At 57.4% G+C, this 20,333-nt stretch carries 16 protein-coding genes and 1 tRNA gene; 4 read left to right on the plus strand and 13 right to left on the minus strand.

The window, feature by feature from the left end; all coding sequences use genetic code 11:
- Positions 1 to 385 precede the first annotated feature (385 nt).
- The 12 genes from ACJ5NV_RS18140 to uxaC all read right to left on the minus strand — a co-directional run bounded on the left by ACJ5NV_RS18140 (position 386) and on the right by uxaC (position 14,954).
- Positions 386 to 475: transfer RNA gene (locus ACJ5NV_RS18140), tRNA-Ser, on the minus strand.
- A 485-nt stretch (positions 476 to 960) separates the two neighbouring features.
- Complete coding sequence (locus ACJ5NV_RS18145) at positions 961 to 2,274, minus strand: pectinesterase family protein (protein ID WP_411646011.1); 1,314 nt, start codon at positions 2,272 to 2,274, stop codon at positions 961 to 963.
- Positions 2,274 to 3,329, minus strand: a complete 1,056-nt coding sequence (locus tag ACJ5NV_RS18150) for a glycoside hydrolase family 88/105 protein (RefSeq protein WP_411646013.1) — start codon at positions 3,327 to 3,329, stop codon at positions 2,274 to 2,276. Before ACJ5NV_RS18150 ends, ACJ5NV_RS18145 begins: the two co-directional genes overlap by 1 nt.
- Positions 3,319 to 4,824: a polygalacturonase PglA gene (gene pglA / locus ACJ5NV_RS18155; RefSeq protein ID WP_459167130.1), complete on the minus strand. Its 1,506-nt coding sequence runs from the start codon at positions 4,822 to 4,824 to the stop codon at positions 3,319 to 3,321. Before pglA ends, ACJ5NV_RS18150 begins: the two co-directional genes overlap by 11 nt.
- 63 nt (positions 4,825 to 4,887) lie before the next feature.
- Complete coding sequence (locus ACJ5NV_RS18160) at positions 4,888 to 6,150, minus strand: ABC transporter substrate-binding protein (RefSeq protein WP_411646016.1); 1,263 nt, start codon at positions 6,148 to 6,150, stop codon at positions 4,888 to 4,890.
- A gap of 10 nt (positions 6,151 to 6,160) precedes the next feature.
- Positions 6,161 to 7,297 (minus strand): ABC transporter ATP-binding protein, encoded by a 1,137-nt coding sequence (locus ACJ5NV_RS18165; RefSeq protein ID WP_411646018.1) that lies wholly within the window; start codon positions 7,295 to 7,297, stop codon positions 6,161 to 6,163.
- On the minus strand, positions 7,297 to 8,214 hold the full coding sequence (locus tag ACJ5NV_RS18170; protein ID WP_459167131.1) for a carbohydrate ABC transporter permease: 918 nt from the start codon (positions 8,212 to 8,214) through the stop codon (positions 7,297 to 7,299). Before ACJ5NV_RS18170 ends, ACJ5NV_RS18165 begins: the two co-directional genes overlap by 1 nt.
- Before the next feature lie 4 nt (positions 8,215 to 8,218).
- Positions 8,219 to 9,103, minus strand: coding sequence for a carbohydrate ABC transporter permease (locus tag ACJ5NV_RS18175; RefSeq protein WP_411646020.1), 885 nt, complete (start codon positions 9,101 to 9,103; stop codon positions 8,219 to 8,221).
- Positions 9,103 to 10,488, minus strand: coding sequence for a family 4 glycosyl hydrolase (locus ACJ5NV_RS18180; RefSeq protein WP_411646021.1), 1,386 nt, complete (start codon positions 10,486 to 10,488; stop codon positions 9,103 to 9,105). Before ACJ5NV_RS18180 ends, ACJ5NV_RS18175 begins: the two co-directional genes overlap by 1 nt.
- Positions 10,485 to 12,008, minus strand: coding sequence for a UxaA family hydrolase (locus tag ACJ5NV_RS18185; protein ID WP_411646023.1), 1,524 nt, complete (start codon positions 12,006 to 12,008; stop codon positions 10,485 to 10,487). The genes ACJ5NV_RS18180 and ACJ5NV_RS18185 overlap by 4 nt, the downstream gene beginning before the upstream one ends.
- A 42-nt stretch (positions 12,009 to 12,050) precedes the next feature.
- Positions 12,051 to 13,496 (minus strand): mannitol dehydrogenase family protein, encoded by a 1,446-nt coding sequence (locus ACJ5NV_RS18190; protein WP_459167132.1) that lies wholly within the window; start codon positions 13,494 to 13,496, stop codon positions 12,051 to 12,053.
- Between the two features lie 51 nt (positions 13,497 to 13,547).
- Positions 13,548 to 14,954 (minus strand): glucuronate isomerase, encoded by a 1,407-nt coding sequence (gene uxaC, locus ACJ5NV_RS18195; protein ID WP_411646026.1) that lies wholly within the window; start codon positions 14,952 to 14,954, stop codon positions 13,548 to 13,550.
- A gap of 165 nt (positions 14,955 to 15,119) precedes the next feature.
- On the opposite strand from uxaC, the gene ACJ5NV_RS18200 reads away from it, so the two are divergent.
- The 3 genes from ACJ5NV_RS18200 (at position 15,120) to ACJ5NV_RS18210 (ending at position 18,246) form a co-directional block, all read left to right on the plus strand.
- The gene (locus ACJ5NV_RS18200) at positions 15,120 to 15,839 is read left to right on the plus strand and encodes a GntR family transcriptional regulator (protein WP_411646028.1); all 720 of its coding nucleotides are present in this window, start codon (positions 15,120 to 15,122) and stop codon (positions 15,837 to 15,839) included.
- Between the two features lie 146 nt (positions 15,840 to 15,985).
- Positions 15,986 to 16,975, plus strand: a complete 990-nt coding sequence (locus ACJ5NV_RS18205; RefSeq protein ID WP_411646030.1) for a hypothetical protein — start codon at positions 15,986 to 15,988, stop codon at positions 16,973 to 16,975.
- Between the two features lie 350 nt (positions 16,976 to 17,325).
- Positions 17,326 to 18,246: a hypothetical protein gene (locus ACJ5NV_RS18210; protein ID WP_411646032.1), complete on the plus strand. Its 921-nt coding sequence runs from the start codon at positions 17,326 to 17,328 to the stop codon at positions 18,244 to 18,246.
- Between the two features lie 287 nt (positions 18,247 to 18,533).
- Here ACJ5NV_RS18210 and ACJ5NV_RS18215 read toward each other — a convergent pair whose 3' ends face one another.
- Positions 18,534 to 18,950, minus strand: a complete 417-nt coding sequence (locus ACJ5NV_RS18215) for a VOC family protein (RefSeq protein WP_411646033.1) — start codon at positions 18,948 to 18,950, stop codon at positions 18,534 to 18,536.
- 90 nt (positions 18,951 to 19,040) lie between these two features.
- On the opposite strand from ACJ5NV_RS18215, the gene ACJ5NV_RS18220 reads away from it, so the two are divergent.
- Positions 19,041 to 20,333 carry an O-acetylhomoserine aminocarboxypropyltransferase/cysteine synthase family protein gene (locus ACJ5NV_RS18220; protein WP_411646035.1) on the plus strand — a complete coding sequence of 431 codons (1,293 nt, stop codon included), beginning with the start codon at positions 19,041 to 19,043 and terminating at the stop codon, positions 20,331 to 20,333.

Below are 20,333 nucleotides of genomic sequence, written 5' to 3' on the forward strand. Positions count from 1 at the left end.
GCCCAGCTCAATCCCGCGCTGACCTTGCTGGAAGATGGCGACGTGATCCAGCCCATCGCGCCGACCATCGGACAACAGGGCGGACGACCCTCGCGCATGTTCGCCGTCAACCCCGCGATCCACCAGGCAACAGGCCGCTAGACCCGCACCAGCCCCCCGGCGACAAAACCGACAAAACTGACATTACTCCCCCAAATCAGGGTTTTGTCAGTATTGTCGGTTTTGTCATGAGGTGAATCACAGAGCGGCCCGATCAAGCCACCACGGCCCCGCCAGACGCGGAAACCTACCAAAAGCACGGATTCCAAGATGGGGAACAAAAGGGGGAACAGAAACCGCGAGATCGCGAATTTATGTTTAAAAACAATTGATTATATATGGTGTGTGGCGGAGACGAAGGGATTCGAACCCTCGAGACCCTTCCGGGCCTACTCCCTTAGCAGGGGAGCGCCTTCGACCACTCGGCCACGTCTCCACCGACGCTTCTATGAGTTGATGCCCTTAGTCACAAGTGTAAAATGCCATCTCGAAATGTTCTTTTCATAACTTTAATCTTTTCCCTTGCCCTAGCTGTTCGCCCCCATAGAGATGATGTTCACAAAACGCAGAACTCACCTGAGGCGTTTTGGAGCGCGATCACTTACGGAACTGCCCGAAGTCCTCAGCGAAATCTGTGGTCTCTACACCCTCTCAAGAATGCTGGAATTACTGTCGCGAGGCCGGATAGGATCCGGCGCAGAATGGAAGCGCTTTAAGGCAAGCCGTGAATACTTGTACCTGAGACGCTGTGAGATCCCGACATAGCCGTTCAGCACTTTATCATTTTGGCCAAGGCGGATCATGTCAGTATCTTCGCCATCAGCCTTTCGCGCGCAGTTGAAGCGCTAACTAGTAAAACGAACGCCCCACATCCGGGGCAATTCGCGACTGTAATAGTGAAATACACTTTAAATCGAAATCCTACCCATCGGTTGGACAGCAGCTCACATTTTCAAACTCGGCCAGAAACTGCATGTCGGGTGCGATGTCGGCATAGCTTTGGCCTTGGTCGCGCAGCCAGCACCGAAGCGGATCCAGCATATCCGCAGCGCGATAAAGAACGGGGCGGTGACGCGGGTTCCAGGTGTTGCCACCCCAGGCATCCCACGGCGCGCTTGCGTCGATATGCCCACCGATACGCGAGCGCATGATAACGCATTTACCGACCGCATTGAGCGTGGCGGTGCTAATCGTGCCATGTGGCAGATCAAAGGATGATACAGCCCCGATGACCACGCTGTAATTGTCGATATCAGGCGTACCGAACGGCGTGGCGCGCACCCCTTCGAACCACTGCCGACCGAGGAAAAAATCTGTGTCGGTCGATCCACTGTGGGTGAAATCGCAATCTTCAAACACAAAACCAAATCGCGTTCGAATGTCCGTGCTGGGTGCCGTCGCCCATGTTTGCGGCGCACGACCGCCGAGCGACCGGATCGTGCATCCTTCAAACCATGCTGTCGACTGGCCGAAAATGAAATCGACATCACCTTCGATCTCACACCCGTTGAAACAGGATCGAACGGTTTCGCCTTTGCTAGGCGATTGCAGATACAATGTGTCTTGAAAGCTTTTCAGGATGACATCTTGCACAAACACCCGGTCTGCACCGGCGACCAGAAGTGCCACCGCCTGATGTTGCCCTTTACGATACTGCCCCGCCGCGTTCTTCTCAGACGACCCGCTTTGCGCGCGGTCGCAGTAATACGCATTGCGCACCGTCAAATTCGCAAGCTGAAAGCCGTCGTTTTCCACCCGAAGGACCGACGCATTGGCGGTACTGATTGGGGTTAACTTGCTGATCCGCTGATAGATTTTCAGCACCTCATTGGGACTATCCTGAAAATGCGCAGCAAAGCGGGCGACGTATTCACTGCCCGGCATTTCCGCATCGATACTCTCAACCAAGCGCACATCGGCGGGGCGCTTTCCAAGGCCCATCAACGTCATTTGAAACGCCGCATGCGGGACGTAAATCAGCCCCATGTGCAGCCCGGGCGCGACACCGATAACCACGCGGCCGACCTTTCGGTCAGTGATCGCGCGGTTGATCGCCTCTTGCACCGTCGTGCAGGTACCGCCCTGCCCGACGATATAATCTGGAACCAGTTCATCCACATTAATCCGCGAAGGCACCCAAGGATCGACCCTGTCAGCACCGGCAGGGCCCACATAGCGCAGGACCTCTGACCAGCTGAACGCTGCCGCCTGATCAGCGGTCAACTGAGGCCGCATCAGCGCGGCATAATCGCTGCCGCCATCAAAAGCGGTGCGACACCTTTGATGTCATCCGCCACGCGTGCTTCGGTCAGATAATATGCGGCGCTGCCATCGCGGAACCGGTTTTCATACCAGCCCAAGCCCGCAACTTCGCAAATCTCGACCATCTCATGCCCCCCGCCGGGCTTTGGCTTGATTGTTTTTTGTATCAATACGTCAGCCAAATCGTCCGGCGCCGCAACAAGACCCAGCCGCGCGCCGCGCAACAGCGCATAGCTGAACATGGCAGAGGCAGAGCTTTCCTCGTAATTGCCATCCAGATCGGGCTGGTCAATGACCTGCAGCCAGAGGCCGCCCGCTGTGCGCAAGGTAATGATCTTTTCCAGCAAAGCGGTTGTGCGATCCCGTAGAGGGTCAAACTCCGCGCCCACCAGATCGGCAACGTCAACCAAGGCCATGGCAAGCCAGCCGATGGCCCGCGCCCAAAAGGCCTTGTTAAAGCCAGTGACCGGATCAGACCAAGGCTGTTCACGCGCTTCGTCATAGGCATGCCAATAAAGACCGCTTGCAGGGTCAAACAGCGTATCAAGCGCAGTGCCAAGCTGCGCAAGACTATCGGCCACCGCATCTGCATTGCCATGGGCCTGCGCATGGGCGATTTGAAACGGCTGCCCCATGTACAGGCCGTCCAGCCAGATTTGCCATGGATAGCGAAGCTTATGCCAATAAACACCGCTTTTGGTGCGCGGCTGCGTCGCCAATTGCCGTGCAAGCAGGTCGGCAGCTTTCAGATAATGCGCCTCTCCGGTCAGCCCGTGCAGATACATCAGCGTACGCCCGGAAAGAATATTGTCGATATTATAGTCTGACAATTCATAGCCTTTGAGGCCGCCATCCTTGCCAATCTGCGGATCCGCGAGGCGGTGGATATGGTCGAGCCACCGTGCCTCGCCCGTTTCTACATACCACAATTCTAGCGCACGGTAGAGGCAACCATCCTCGTAGCACCAGCGCCCGCCCTTATAGGGTTCATATCCGCGCGCGTAGTCGTCGAGATAGTCAGCTAACATCCATCAAATCCTCTAGCATCGCCGTCAGCGCGGCATCTGTTTCAATCTGCGCATAGCGATGCAACAGACCCGCGTGGCGGGCGCGGGGTAAATGGCACGCCATTAGTGTTTCACCATCATCGGCGTCCGCGTCATAATCCACGGTCACTTTTGACAGCCGCAGACCGCGTAACGGTGCCTCTGGCAGCCCAAGAAAAGCACCGGCGGCGTGGCGCACACCGCGCAAATGAATCTGATCCACGGTGATATCGGTGATCAGCGGTGTGGTGTCATCCACCGGGGCAGGGTTGCGCGATTGAACAGCATCGGATTTCCCATCAGCATCGCAAAAATAAAAAGCGTTCACGGCCAAGGCTGTGCCGACACCATCCATCACAACGTCATGGATGGAAATGCGCGCCACCTGCCCGCCCCGGCCACGCCTGGTCTTGATCCGCAGCCCCCGGTCTGTCCCCTTGAATTCGCAGCGAGCGATCTCAACATCGGTGATGTCACCGCTCATTTCCGACCCCATGACAACCGCCCCATGGCCGTCCTCCATCAGGCAATTGGCGATGGTCAGATGGCGCGTGGGGGCGACGTGGTTGATGCGGGTGTCGTCGCCGGTGCCACGTTTGCCTGCTTTCACAGCAATGCAATCGTCACCGACGCTGATATGCAGCCCGCGCATTTGTATATTGATGCAGCTTTCAGGGTCGAACCCATCAGTATTGGGGCTATCGGCCGGGTTTTCGATCCGCAGCGCGGCGGCGGTCAGACCTTCGCAGCGGAACGGATGCACCGTCCATGATGGTGAATTGCAGACAGTGATTCCGGACAATAGCGTATCAGTGCAATGGGCCAGAAACAGCGTGCGCGGGCGGCGTGCGCCTTGCCGGGTTTCTTTGGGCCATGCCCACCAATCGCCACGATCCCCGCCGCCATCCAGCCTGCCCCGCCCTGTGATCGCAAGGTTGTTGCATCCAATCGCTGTCACCGGTGATGCAAAACTGGCGGCGGGCAGGCCCTCCCACGTTCCGATCACGCGATCGGTGTCGTCATGTTCTGGCAGGATCGGCCAATCGGTCCTGTCGGCAACGGCTGCAATCGTCGCCCCGGCGGGTAACCAGAACGTCATATCAGATTTAAGAAAAATGGGTCGGCTGGAAAATTGCCCTTTGGGCACCCGCAATGTGCCACCTTTGGGGACCGCCGCAATCGCTACTGCGAAAGCGGACGCGTTATCCGGTTCTGTCTCTGAAACACCGTAGTCGGCGGCGTCGATCAGACCTGCACAAGGTAGCGTTTTGAAACTGACCGTCGCGTCATCGGCCGTGAAAACATAAGTTGTGTCAGGCGTCAGCCCTTCGATAAACACCGGCACAATGTTTGACACACCTGAAATATCCGCGCCCACTAACCGCCAAGGAACCGGGGCAGTCAGATGATAACGTTCAGTGTCAGCGCGGATCATAATCGTCACTGTATAGGGCGTAATAGCAAGGGCGCTGAGCACGGATCGGGGCTTTCTTCAGGCGTCAGGAAACGGTCGCCGGACCAAACCGGCGCCCGTAATGTATCACTTGTCTTCGAGCGCTTCGTTCACAAGCATCAGGATTTCTTCTGAGGCTTCAGCGCTGTCCAGCTCGCCATAGGCGAAGAGCTCAAGCGTATCTTCGATACCTGCGCGCACATCAGGATCTTCGTTGAACGGGCTGATCGCAGGCGCACTCGCCTGCATCACCATGTTCTGCGCATCCACCTGAATTTGCTGGATGCCGCCATTGTCCACAAGCTGCGCTGCCGCCACATCCGACGATGGCACACCGCGGGCCGAACCCATCGCTTCGATACCAGCGGGTTCCGTCAACAGGCAGTTCAGCACTTCTGCTGCGGCCTGCTGGTTGGGTGAATTGGCCGAGATCGAAAAGACCATGGATGGTTTGCGATAGACCCCATCGTTTTGCGCGTCTTCAAGGCGCAACAGGCCTGCAGGTATCAGTTCCTGCCCGTCGGACAGCGGGTCAGAAATTTTGAACAGCGTGGAATCCCACTGATAAGCACCCGCAATCTGACCAGAGGTCCAGGCCGCATTTTCATGCAGTGCGATATTGCCCGCGGCGGCATGGGCTGGCCAGCTTTTGATCACGTGGTTATCGACCATCGCCTGATACATCTCGATGCCCGCTTGCAGTTCCTCGGCGGACCACTGAACTTCGTTCGTCTCAGGATTGATGAAAGACTTGCCTGTCTTTTGGGTCGTCACCAGTTGAACCAGCAAGGACGCATCCAGCCCAATCCCTTCAAGCGGGTAGTAATCATCGCCCAGCTTTTCAGCGAATATCGGACCGGCCGCCATCAGGTCCTCGAAGGTCGCAGGGATCGGAAGGCCCGCTTTGTCAAAGGTCGTTTTGTTGAAAAAGAAAATCCTGCCCGCCACAGAGGCTGGTAAACCGTTCAGCGCGCCATTGCGTGACGATGCCTCAAGCTCTTCCTCAGTCCACTGAGACAGATCAATCGTGTCCGAAAATTCGCGCAAATCAGCAAAACCATCGCCGTTTTCCGAAAAGATCGGCAACCATGGCCAGTTGATCTGCATGATGTCGGCTTCGGTACCACCGGCCAGCTGTGTTGCGACTTTTTCAAAGTGGCCGGACCAGCCCGTGAATTCAGGCTTGATGGTGTGGCCAAGCGCTTCGCCGCAAACCTGCAGCGCCGCTTGGGTCGCCTCGTGACGGCTGTCGCCGCCCCACCAGCTCATCCGTAGTTCTTCGGCAGACGCGGTGCCCGCCAGCGCAGTCGTCGCCAGTGCACCCGCAAGCATTGTCTTGAAATGTGTCATGTGTTCCTCCCTATGACGTCGGTTTATGTTGGTCGGCGAGCGAGATATTCACGCCGCTTTCCTGGTCGAAAAGATGAACGCGCGCGCCATGCGGACGCATAGCTACTTCGGCCCCGCGCGTGATGGATGCATCAAATTTGTCGTTGGTAATTACCGCAATGAACCGCGCATCACCGATGTCGATATGCAGGTTCACCTCATGGCCCATGAATTCGATATTTTGCACAACCCCGTTCAGCGCATCTGCCGTGCCCGCAGGGACGATATCCACGTTTTGCGGCCGAACACCAAAGGTCACCGGCCCTTCGCGCATTTGCAGCCGCTCTGCCAGACCGTCAGATATCGTAATCGTCTGCCCGGCCATGGTGATTTGCGGCGCACCGTTAAAGGACAGCACCGCAGGGGCAAGGTTCATTTCCGGCATCCCGATGAACCCCGCGACAAAAGCATTTGCAGGCCGTTCGTACAGCGTGACCGGATCAGCCACCTGCATGATGTGCCCATCTTTCATCACGCAAATCCGGTCGCCCATGGTCATCGCCTCGACCTGATCATGGGTCACGTAAATGACGGTCGCTGGGCGCCCTTCGTCACGTAGCCGCTTGTGCAGATCAGTGATGCGAATGCGCATGGAGGCGCGCAGTTTTGCATCAAGGTTTGACAGGGGTTCGTCGAACAAAAAGACCTCAGGTGATTTGATCAGAGCACGGCCCAAGGCGACACGCTGCGCCTGCCCGCCTGACAGCTGCTTTGGCAACCGGTCCAGCAATTCTTCAATCTGAAGAATACCTGACACCTCGGCGGTAGATCGGTCAATTTTGGCCTGCGGTTCGCGCTTGAGCTTCAGCCCGAACGACAGGTTTCGCCGCACCTTCATATGCGGGTAAAGGGCGTAGTTCTGAAACACCATGGCGATGCCGCGCTTGCCCGGCACCAGATCATTGATGACGGTGTCACCGATGCGAATTTCACCGTCTGTGATGGTTTCCAGCCCGGCAATCATGCGCAGCGTGGTGGATTTGGCGCAACCGGACGGGCCGACAAGCACCATGAATTCGCCGTCTTCCACATGCAGATCAATGCCATGCACAGCCTTGAAGCCACCGCCATAAATCTTTTCGACGGATGTAAGTTGCAAGTCAGCCATCAGCCTTTGACCCCCCCTGTTGAAATGCCTTCGATGAAGTATTTTTGCGCCAAAAAGAACACGATCAGCGATGGGGCAAGCGCCAGCACGGTCATCGCAAGGATCTGGTTCCAGTTGAATGCTTCGGTCGTGTCGATGCTCAGCTTGAGCGCCAGTGACACCGGATAGTTTTCGACCGAAGAGATATAGATCAGCGGCCCGAGGAAGTCATTCATCGTCCACATGAACTGAAACAGGCAAACCGAGATGATGGCGGGCATCAGCATCGGCACCACAACATACCACAGCACCTGAAACGTATTGGCCCCGTCCACGCGCGCGGCCTCTTCCATATCGCGGGGGATCGAGCGCATGAACTGGATCAGCATGAAGACAAAGAAGGCTTCCAATGCGAACCACTGCGGCACGAATAAGGGCAAGTAAGTATCCAGCCACCCCAATTCGCGGAACAACAGATATTGCGGAATGCGCGTGACAACATCCGGCAGCAAAAGCGTCGCGATCAGAATGCCGAACAGGATTTTCTTGCCCGGAAATTCAAACCGCGCAAACCCATAAGCCACGATGACCGAAGAAAACGCCGTGCCCAGCATCTTGGGGATCACAATATAGAGCGAGTTCAAAAAGAAGCGCCCGAACGTGTAAGGCGTCGAGGTTTGCCAACCGTCGATATAGCCTTGAATTGTTGGCTCTTTCGGCCAGAAGGCGGCAGAGCTAAAGATTTCTTCATTCGTCTTGAAAGACGCGCCCACCAGCCAGATCAGCGGATACAGCATCAGCAGGCCAAACGCCGTCAGAATGACATAGCGAATGATCGCACCGCGCCGGTGCTGGCGCTGCAGTTTCAGTGCTTGCGCGGTCGCGGGCGTGCGGCCATCTTTTGGCAAGGGCTGCGGTAGGTCAGAGATTGAAACCATTGCCTCAGCTCCTCTTGTCGCCGGCGTAGTAGACCCATTTTTTCGACGACCAGAAGGCAATCAGGGTCAACACCATAATGATGACGAAAAGGATCCACGCGATGGCAGAGGCATAGCCCATGTCAAAGCTCTTGAAGGCCTTGTCGTAGATGTAGAGCGGCAGCAGATACGTCGATTTCAGCGGGCCACCATTGGTGATGATGTAGGGTCCGTTGAATTCCTGAAACGCCTGCACCGTCTGCATGATCAGGTTGAAAAATATCACCGGGGTGATCAGGGGCACGGTAATGTAGCGGAATTGCTGCCACTTGCCCGCACCGTCGATGCTTGATGCCTCATACAGCGATTTATCGACCGATTGCAGCGCCGCAAGAAAGATCACCATCGCCGATCCGAACTGCCAGCAGCGCAGCAAGGTCAAGGTGAACAGCGCGTTTTGCGGATCGCCGAACCAGTTGACCGGCTCCATCCCGACAGCCGTCAGGCCCATGTTCACCAGCCCGGCTTCGGCAAAGATATAGCGCCACAAAACCGCAATCGCGATTGAACCGCCAAGCACGGACGGCACATAGTAAGCCGTGCGAAAGAACCCAATCGCCTTGAGCTTGTAGTTCAGGATCACCGCTACCAGCAGCGCAAAGCACAGCTTGAGCGGAACGGTCATGAACACATAAAGCAGCGTCACATTCAGCGATTTTGAAAACGTGCGGTCGCGGGTGAACAGCCGTTCGTAATTGTCCAAGCCAACCCATTCCGGCGTGGACAACAGATCGTAGTCGGTAAACGACAGATACAATGACGCCAGAAACGGAAACGCTGTGAACAAGAGCAAACCGATGATGTAAGGCGACACATAGGCCATGCCCAAAAATTTGTTGTCACCGCCCATTATGACGCCTCCTGCAACAGCGCGTCGGGCAGATGCCGCGATGTGGCTTGCACCATTTCGTTAAACATCTGGCGTGCCGTATCATCAGGTAGTGGCGCGACAAGCGGGTCTGTCCGGAATAAATCAAACAGATCGTCCCAACGCTGTCCGATCACCGCATCCAACAGTGCGGTTTGACGGGCGGCGTGATCCGCCACGATCGCCAGCAAGCTGTCAGGCAAGCGTCCGGCCACCAAAGGCGTGACACCGAGCGACGAAAACAATGCGTTGGTTTCCACAATCGTGCCCAGCGGCAAACCCTCGATCTGCCCCCGATTCGGCAGGTTCACATTGCTGATAAAATCACCAAGTCCCATCAGCCCTTTGATCTGGTCAACCAATGCCTCGTCCGAGCGATTGGCGGCAGGTTTGCCTTCCCCTGCCGCCAATGCCGCGGCGGCTTTGCGTTTGGCAGCGCGATCCCTGATCCGGTAGGACACCGGCGTCAGTGTAAAATCCCAGGCCTCTGCCGTATCAAGATATTCGGATTGCGGGACAAATTCGGCCAAATGCCTGTCGCCCGCTGCCGCCGGAATGCCGAACCGGCGAAACATGTCGAATTTTACGCGACTGCGATCCATGAAATAATTATCGTGTTCGTCATCGGGATCTCTTTCACGTGCAGTCCAGCCGCTATTTCCGTGCTGGTCAGCAAAGGCACGGTAGGCAGGCAGCATATCCCGCCCGTCCAGCCCGATGGCATCCACGAATGTGAAATGGTTGATGCCCAGCACGTTGACCCTTACGTCGCGGTGGCCATAGCGCAGCTCACCCGCTTCTTGATTGGCAATCCACGCAACCTGATGGCGCAGCTTTGTGACCTCGTGGCATTCGCCCCAAAGCCGGATGCCGGGAAAGGCGCGATACATGGCGCCCGTCAGCACGCTCATCGGGTTGGTCAGGTTGCAAACCCAAGCGCTTGGGGCATAGTCCCGGATCGCCTCTGCAATCGGCAGCATCATCGGGATGGACCGCAAGGCGCGCACAAACCCGCCGGGGCCGACCGTGTCACCCACCGCCTGTTTGATGCCGTAGCGCGCCGGAATATCAATATCCTGCGCCATATCTTCGAACTCACCGGGCAGGATCGAAATGACGACGACCTCTGCACCGTCCAACGCCTCTTCCAAAGAATAGGCGACATCATATGTGGCAGGCGTTCCTTTGGACACATCACCAAAACGACCCCCAATCACCGCGTTACGCACCGCCGCCGAATGGTCGATATCGTAAAGCCGCACATGGGCCGCAAGCGTCGTGTCATGGGCCAGATCGGCCATCAGCTTGGTCGCCCAATTCAGCGAGCCCCCGCCAATATAGGTTATTTTCACGGGTGTCCGGGTCACATCACTGCTCCGATTTGCCAGGGGACGAATTCGTTGTCACCAAGGCCCAAGGCCTCGGATTTGCTGATCTGCCCGGACGCGGTTGCCCGGATCAGATCGAAAATCTGCTGACCCTTGTCCGCAATACTAACACCACCCGACACAATGTCGCCGGTATTCATATCCATATCGTCGGGCATTTGCGCAAACAGCCGATCGGATGTCGCCAGCTTGATCGTTGGTGCGGGCTTTGACCCAAAGGCAGAGCCACGCCCGGTGGTGAACACCACGATCTGCGCGCCGCCAGCGATCTGGCCGGTTGCTGACACCGGGTCATAGCCGGGCGTGTCCATGAAAACCAAGCCGGGGGCCTCCACCCGCTCTGCATAGTCATAGACTGCCGCGAGCGGCGTCGCGCCGCCCTTGGCCGCAGCCCCCAGTGACTTTTCAAGGATCGTGGTGATGCCACCCTGCTTGTTGCCGGGGCTAGGGTTGTTATCCATCGAGCCGCCGTTTTGCGCGGCGTAATCTTCCCACCATTTGATCTGTGCGATCAGTTTATCCGCAACCGCGCCGCTGGACGCGCGGCGCAGCAGCAATTGCTCTGCCCCATAGATTTCGGGGGTTTCGGACAGGATTGCCGTGCCGCCTTGGGCAACGATCAAATCACTGGCGATACCCAAGGCCGGGTTGGCCGTGATGCTGGAAAAACCGTCAGACCCACCGCATTGCAGCGCCACGCGCAATGCTGACATCGGCTGTGGGGTGCGGGTGATAGCGTTAACTTGTGGCAGGATAGCCGCCACATGCGCCTTGATCGCGTCAATCGTCGCCCGCGTACCGCCGGTGCCCTGAATGGTAAGTGCATGAAAACGGTCAGTGCCCGCATCGCCGAAATGCGACTGCATCCGCGCGATTTGCATGACTTCACAACCAAGCCCGACGAATATCGTCGCCCCGACATTGGGATGCGTCGCGTGCCCCCAGAGAACGCGGTCGAGGATATCATAACCCCGCCCGCTGGCGGCCATGCCGCAGCCTGTGCCATGCGCCAGCGCGACGATACCATCGACATTTGCATAACCATCCAGCAACCCGCTGGATTCGACCTCTGACGCTGCGCGGCGAATGACGGTGGCCGAGCAATTCACCGTGGCCACAAGGGCGATAAAATTGCGGGTGCCGACACGGCCGTCTGACCGGGTGTAGCCCGCGAAAGAAAGCGCCTCTTGCGGCTGGATGGCCGCGCGCGCGGCGTTCAGATCTGCGCTGATCGCGTAATCCTGTTTGGGATTTTGGAAGGCACAATTGTGCGTATGCACATGCTCGCCAACCGCGATGTCCTGCGTTGCTTGCCCGATGAACTGACCAAATTTCACAACCGGCGCACCGGCGGGCATGGCCACACGGGCAATCTTGTGCCCTGCTGGAACCGGAGCAGTCAATGCAGCACCAGCACCCAACGGGTCTGCACCTGCCGCAACCCGTTGGGTCAGAACCGCAATGGTATCGCTGCTATGCAGGATCAACGGATCAGCCATTGTCTGGCCTCCGTTCCGCGCGATGCAGCCTGGACCGGCCAATCATGGTGTGACCTCTTGCACTGTTGCACGCACGCCATTGGCCCATAGGTTTTCGACCGCTGCGGTCACAGGGGTTTTCAACTGTGCGGCCAGATCGGCGGGGAAAATATCCTCGACCGACAAAAGCGCCGTTACGATGTCGGCAGGGTTATTTTGTTGTGCTGCAAGGTCGCGCAGGCGGTCCGCCAAAGGATCGCGCACGTCGATGGGTTTTCCTGCCTCGTCGGTGCCGCTCACATAGCGCATCCAGGCGGCGACGGCGACGCAAAGCCCGTCAACCTTGCGCCCAGCGCTTAGGTTGTCGCGCAGCGTGCCAAGGATGCGCTGTGGCAACTTCTGGCTGCCATCCATCGCGATTTGCCATGTGCGGTGACGGATCGCAGGGTTCGCGTAGCGGTTAAACAAGGCGTCGGCATAATCACTCAGACGGACCCCTTCGGGGGCTTCGACGGTCGGCATGATTTCAGCCCAGAGCGCGCGGACATATCCCGCAAAGACAGGGTCTGCCACTGTATCCGCAATCGTATCATGCCCCGCCAGATATCCGGTATAGGCCAGTGCAGAATGGGTGCCGTTCAGCATGCGCAGTTTCATCTGCTCATGGGCCGTCACATCGCTGACCAGCTCTACCCCGGCGGCGGCCAGGTCTGGGCGTGCACCGCCGACGAAATCATCCTCAACCGCCCATTGCGCAAAGGGTTCATGCATCACAGGCGCCGCATCGGTCACGCCACTGAGCGCTGCAATGTATGTGATGTCGGCGTCGGTCGTGGCCGGTGTGATCCGGTCCACCATAGTCGCGGGGAACCGCCCTTCGGTCCTGATCCAATCCGCCAAGGTAGGGTCAATCTGTTGCGCAAGCTGTAAGACCAGACCGCGCACCAACCTGCCGTTTTCAGGAAGGTTGTCACAGGTCAGCACCGTGAAAGGCGCGACACCCGCCGCCTTGCGCAGGGCCAGCGCCCGCACCAGATAACCGGGGGCAGAGACCGGCAGGTCTTTGGTCAAATCATGCTGAATATCCGGGTGATCCAGATTGAGCGCGCCTGTCGCCGGGTTGTGGCAATAGCCCTTTTCGGTGACGGTCAATGTGACGATCTTCACCGCCGGGTCCGCCATTGCGGCCAATACCGCAGCAGGGTTTTCTGGTGCGACAAGCACATCATTCAGCACGGTGATATTGCGCATTTTGTTGCCGTCAGGCGCAAAGCTGGCTGCGATGTAGGACCAATCGCGTGCGCGCAGCGCATCGCGGGTGTCAGGGCTGCGCAACGACACCCCGATGATCCCCCAATTGCCGCCCGAGGCCGCCATGGCGTCGGCAATATAGACGCAGCCAAACGCGCGAAAGAACGCGCCCAACCCAAGATGGACGATGCCTGTTGCAGGGCGCGTGTCCGCGCGATGTGCCAGACCGTCAGCGGGCAAAGGAGCCTCCATCGACATAGCGCGTGGCAGAAGTACCGGGGGCGCAATCGCGGTATGAGAACGCGGTCATCATAAGCGATACGCCTCTTTGGCAAGACGGTAGGTAAGATCATGGGCGACCTCTGGGGCCTCGTCCCGATCCAATCGCCCGGTGGCGACAAGGGTCGCGAGGAACGCGCAATCCACGCGCCGTGCCACATCATGACGGGCGGGGATCGAACAAAAGGCGCGGGTGTCGTCGTTGAAGCCGACGGTGTTGTAAAATCCAGCCGTTTCCGTCGCCATTTCCCGGAACCGCATCATGCCTTCATAGCTGTCATGGAACCACCACGGCGGACCAAGGCGCAATGCCGGGTAGACACCCGCCAATGGGGCCAATTCGCGGGCGTAGGATGTTTCGTCCAACGTAAACAATACGATCGTGAGATCAGCCCGCGTGCCGACCGCATTCAAAAGCGGATGCAAGGCCGTAACATAGTCGGTGCGGGTTGGAATATCATAGCCTTTGTCGCGGCCAAACCGGGTCTCCACCGGCGCTGAATGGTTGCGCATTGCACCGGGGTGGATTTGCAGAACCAGACCATCATCCAAGGACATACGGGCCATTTCGGTCAGCATATGGCCACGAAAACAATCCGCCTCTTCTGCGCTGCAAGTGCCTTGCAGGGCTTTGGAAAATAGCGCTGCGGCCTCTGACTGGGTCAAATCTTCCGTGCGGGCTGTTGGGTGGCCGTGGTCAGATGAGGTGGCGCCGTAGGATTGAAAATACGCGCGGCGCTTGCGATGGGCCGCAAGGTAACCGGCCCAAGTGGTCGTATCCTCACCCGTCATCTCGCCCATCTGGGCAACGTTCTGGGCGAAACCTGCGAATTCCGGATCAACAACCGCGTCCGGGCGATAGGCGGTGACCACTTTGCCTGCCCAGCCGCTTTCGCGGATCATCTGGTGCCATTTCAGATCGTCGATCGCGCTTTCGGTCGTCGAAATTGCCTCTATATTAAAACGTTCGAACAGCGCGCGGGGGCGAAAATCATCTGTTTTCAATTGCGCGTCGATCTGGTCGTAGATTGCGTCAGCCGAAGCCGCAGATAACCTGTCCGTCACGCCGAACACTTCTTGCAGCGCGTGATCTACCCAGATGCGCGAGGGCGTACCGCGGAACAGGTGGTAATTGCTTGCAAACAAACGCCAAATCTTGCGGCTGTCTTGCTCCGTTGCGCCATTATCAGCGCGGGGCACACCCAGATCTTCCAGCGGGATCCCCTGCGAATGCAGCATCCGAAACACGTAGTGGTCGGGCGTGACAAAAAGCTGCGCGGGATCGGGAAAAGGTGCGTTTTCCGCAAACCAGCGCGGGTCGGTGTGACCGTGCGGACTGATAATCGGTAAATCCTTGACGGTTTCATAAAGTTCACGCGCCAAACCCCGCACCGCCGGGTCTGTCGGAAATAACCGATTGTCGTCCAATAGTGCCATGCACCCTCCCATGCGCCCCGCCAGGTTATTGTCCCGGCTGAAGCCTCCTCAACTAATATCCTAATATCCAAAAATCAGACATGTCAACTAATAACCCAGTTGCGTTCATTAAAAGAAATCGTCACAATAACAAGTCAATGCCGCACCCAACTGGAGCTGAAGACAATGAACCAGACGACACAGGCTGCCGACTTGTCTTTGCCCATCATTCGGCAGCACACGCAGCCCACTGTTGCGGATCAAGTGTTCGACGTTTTGCAGCAAAGAATCCTGACGCTTGAGCTGCCCCCCCAGACCAAGATTTCAGAAACAGACACTGCCAAGAAAATGGGGGTGTCACGTCAACCGGTGCGCGAGGCGTTCAAACGGTTGGCAAAGCTTGGCTTTCTTGAAATTCGCCCGCAAAGCGGCACCACCGTCAGCCTGATTTCCGAAGATGCGGTCCTGCGCGCGCGGTTCATTCGCACTGCGCTGGAGGTCAAGACCTGCCGCACCGCCTGCGAAACCTATAGCGATGCAGATGTGCAAGTGCTGCAGACCCACATCACAGAGCAACGGGCGGCGATTGCCGCAAAAGACCGCGACAGGTTTCACGCACTGGACGACCATTTTCACAGTGATATCTGCAACTTGGCCGGTGTGCCCTTTGTCTGGGAGATGATCCAGGAAAGCAAAGCGCATATGGACCGTATTCGCATGCTGTCTTTGGACACGTCATCACAGCAGCTCGCACTGGGAGAGCATATCGCCATTGTCGAGGCGATTACCGCAAGAAGCGCGGATGACGCAGAAGCAGCCATGACACGCCATCTGTCCCGGATCGTGGTGCTGGTCGAAGACGTTAAACTGCAACGCCACAGCTTTTTTCAGGATACAGACGCCTGAACTGACTTTTTTGGCGCAGATGTAGTTGCCGCGTAGCGGCTGTATTTTGCCGTTAAGTGCTATCCAAAGGCAATGTTGCGTCGCATTGCGTGGAGCGTGTAGGAACACGGAAATCCGGGAGTAATAGCGCGCAGATGGCAAAAGAAATGATAACGCCGCGTCCGTTCAACGTGATGATCGTGGGTCAGGCGGGGCGGCTGCAATATGAGGCGCTTCTTTTTGCCGCCTCGCTCCGCGCCAATGCGCCTGATTTCGCGGGCAAATTATACGTTGTCGAACCGCAGCCCGGCAAACTTTGGGACCATGATCCCCGTCTGGCGGGTGACGTGCGCGCCGCATTGGAAGAGCTGGGTGCGCAGGTGGTGCCCTTTGCGTCAGAGCATTTTGGCCAGTCCTATCCGCAGGGCAACAAGATCGAAGGGCTCAAAGCCCTGCCCGCTGGCGAACCCTTTGTTTTCTTTGACACTGACACGCTGATCACTGGCGATCTGGCGCGGGTGCCGTTTGATTTTGACCACCCTGCCGCTTCAATGAAACGCGAGGGCACATGGCCGGTGGAAGAGCTGTATTGGCCCGGCTACTCGGCGATCTGGAAATCGCTTTATGATCAGTTTGGGCTGGATTTCGACAGCTCGCTCGACCTGTCCCAGCCTGATGAATATTGGGAACGGTATCTGTATTTCAACGCGGGCTGGTTTTACGGGGCTGATCCTGCGGCTTTTGGTGAACGGTTTACTGAATACGCCCTGTCGATCCGGGATGATCCGCCGCCGGAATTGGTGATACAACCGCTGGATCCCTGGCTGGATCAGGTGGCGCTGCCCTTGGTCGTTCACAGCTTTGGCGGCGGTCGGCCGGGGCCGGAATTGGCCGGTCTGGATGGGAATATTACCTGTCACTACAGGATGTTGCCCTTGCTCTATGCGCGGGGCAGTGACGCCCAGATCGCCGCGTTAGAGTCTGTGAGTGCGCCCAATAGGATCAAGAAAATGCTCAAGCAATATGATCCATTCAAGCGGATGATCTATCAAAAACGCGGGCAAAAGGTGCGGGCGCTGTTTGATCGTGACAACCTGCCGCGTCATGAAAAAGCGCTGCGCAACAAGATCAAATCTGCCGGTTTCTGGATGCGTTAAGGGCGTTGCGTGCCCCCCACCGTACGGTCGCCGCAGCCGCACTGCGCCGAATCAAGGGTTAACGCCGGTTTTTCAACGTAAAATCACCCCCGAAAGCCTGTCTGAATATCGTCGGAAAAGCATCGGACCTTTTTCGGTTAGATCGCCCGATTAACGCGGCGGGCGCCGTGCGCATTCTTTGTTAGGGTGCCGACCAGCGGTGCCGCTTTCTGCCCAAAAAACACCCTGTAAATGCAAATGAGCCGCTGCGCAGAATAAAATCCTGTGCCTGTGCGTAATGAAAGCGGGACCATCACCGTGGTTCGGTGGCCGTCGGCCACACGCAGCATTTGCAGGCAACCGGAGAGAACATGAAATTCACGTATTTTAGCGCGGTAACACTGTTTACAGCGATTTGCAGTCACACGGCCTACGCCGACGAGCTGAGATTACGAGGCGGCGTCGCCTCTGGTGTTGGGTCAGACTATATCTATTCGCGCGACAGGTTGAACGGCTTTGAGGACATCGTCGCCGATTACGGTTTGGGGGGCATGGGGTCAGCCAGCTATCGCATGGATGACCTCTATGCCGGGGTCGGATTAGAACTGGGCGTGCAGTTTGGCGTTCTTGCCGGGGATGACAGCACCACAAATGACGATTGCGACGCGGCAACCTTTCTTGGTCTGAATGATAATTGCCATGCGCAAGTCAATACGGAGAACTTGACCAGCTTTGCCGAAGCCGACGCGCTGGCGCGATACACACTGGGGAATGGACGCACGGCGTTGCTGGGCGGTCTTTCAGTGTTGACCTTCCGCAATGAATTACAGGTGGAGCATCTGTTCGAAGGTGGCGATGAGTTTTTCATTGACCGCGACACAGAGTTTACCGGGCTTGGATTAAAGCTGGGGGCACGGCATGTCGTGCCTTTGCAGAATGGCATGGACCTCAATCTTGAAGCGATGATTGGCCGATATCGCGGTGACCGCACCATGCAAATCGTCGAAAATGTAACCGAATTGGGTCAACCCGACGCACGTTTCGACGCGCGTTTCGACGAAACAATTGACGTGACCAGCTTTGAGCTGACTCCCTCCGTTGCAATCCCGGCCCAATGGGCGGGTGATGGTGCAGTGATGGAGTTTGGCGTCAGCTACAAGCTTTTGCAGAGTGCGGTGGATACGCGCAATGTTGTTGATCACGAAGGAACTGATGCATTTGAGGCAGGAAAGATCGACGATGATGTCTCTGCGACCTCGGTGTTTGCGGGTCTGACCATTCCGTTCAAGTAAAGTATTTCGATTTATACTTGGATCATAATGCGCTGCCTCTCCCTAACGGTCGAACGCAATTTGTGATGCTTGATGTCTTAAGTTAAAATCGAAACGCTGTAAGCCCCCCCGGCGGGTGGTGCCATGTGGCGCTGCCCGTCAGAAATGCTGCGCGTAAATCAGCCCGAATGCGGTGCTCTGCCCGGTTTCGCTGTCGTCTTCGTATCGCACGGACAATCGCAGATCGTAGAGATGACAGGTTTTCGCGGAAAATCTGCGGCCAAATCCTCGGCGAGGATTTGAGATACTCACCCCGCTGCGAACACGCCGCTGTCTTTGGCGAATCCCTTTACCTCAATCGGGTTGCCAGACGGGTCCCGAAAGAACATGGTCCATTGCTCACCCGCCTCGCCCTTGAACCGGACAGAGGGCGCGAGGATGAAATCGGTCTGTCGCTCTTCCAGCCGTGCGGCGAGCGCGTTCCAGTCATCCAGTGGCAGCACAACCCCGAAATGTGGCATCGGCACCATGTGGTCCCCGACCTTGCCTGTCGCTGCATTCGCGAAGGGTTCGCCCAGATGCAGGCTGAGCTGGTGCCCGAAGAAATCGAAATCGACCCAAGTGTCTGTCGACCGCCCCTCGCGTGCGCCCAGCGCACCGGAATAAAACGCCCGCGCGGCGTCCAAATCGGTGACGTGAAAAGCGAAATGAAAGGGCACGGGCATGTTTTAATCCTTTTTCCTGTGGCCCGTTGAGCAGGCCGTTAATTCCGCCTACACCTTGGGGCGAGTTTTTTCAAAGGGAGTGAGAGAAAGATGACCGACAGTCCGACCTATGGCTTTGATACGCTGCAAGTTCACGCCGGGGCCCGCCCTGATCCGGCCACCGGGGCGCGGCAGGTTCCGATCTATCAGACCACCGCCTATGTGTTTCGCGATGCGGATCACGCCGCTGCTTTGTTCAACCTGCAAGAGGTCGGCTATATCTATTCCCGCCTGACCAATCCCACAGTCGCTGCCCTGCAAGAACGTATTGCCACGCTGGAAGGTGGTGCCGGAGGTGTGTGCTGTGCGTCCGGTCATGCCGCCCAGATCATGGCGCTGTTTCCGCTGATGGCACCGGGGCGCAATGTTGTGGCATCCAGCCGGTTATACGGCGGTACGGTCACGCAGTTCAGTCAAACGATCAAGCGGTTTGGCTGGTCCGCTAAATTCGTGGATTTCGACGATCATGACGCTGTGAAGGCTGCCATTGATGACGATACCCGCGCTGTATTCTGCGAAGCCATCGCCAATCCCGGTGGCCATATCACCGATCTGAATGCGATTGCGGCGATCTCTGACGATGCGGGCATTCCGCTGATCGTGGATAACACCAGTGCGACGCCGTACCTTTGCCGTCCGATCGAACATGGCGCGACATTGGTTGTGCATTCCACGACGAAATACCTGACTGGCAACGGCACCGTGACCGGCGGCTGCATCGTGGACAGCGGCAAGTTCGACTGGGCTGCGAATGACAAGTTCCCGTCCTTGTCGCAGCCCGAACCCGCCTATCACGGGTTGAAATTCGCAGAGACCTTTGGCCCGCTGGCATTTACCTTCCACGGTATCGCTATCGGTCTGCGCGATCTGGGCATGACCATGAACCCGCAGGCTGCCCATTACACGCTGATGGGGATCGAGACCCTGTCGCTGCGGATGGACCGCCATGTCGAAAACGCCATGAAGATCGCCAAATGGCTGGAGGACGACCCGCGCACGGATTACGTGACCTATGCTGGTCTGAAATCGTCCCCTTATGAAAAGCTGGTGTCCAAGATCTGCCCCAAGGGTGCAGGCGCCCTGTTCACCGTTGCGGTCAAAGGCGGCTATGACGCCTGCGTCAAGCTGGTCGACAGTCTGGAAATCTTTAGCCATGTGGCCAATCTAGGCGATACGCGCAGTCTGATCATCCATTCCGCAAGCACCACCCACCGTCAGTTGACCGCAGAGCAGCAAGAGGCCGCAGGCGCGGGGCCGGGCATCGTGCGGCTGTCCATCGGGATCGAGGATGCGGACGATCTGATTGCCGATCTGGATCAAGCGCTGGCCAAGGCGACCGCATAA

The organism is Loktanella agnita, assembly GCF_046640325.1.
GTDB lineage: Bacteria > Pseudomonadota > Alphaproteobacteria > Rhodobacterales > Rhodobacteraceae > Yoonia > Yoonia agnita.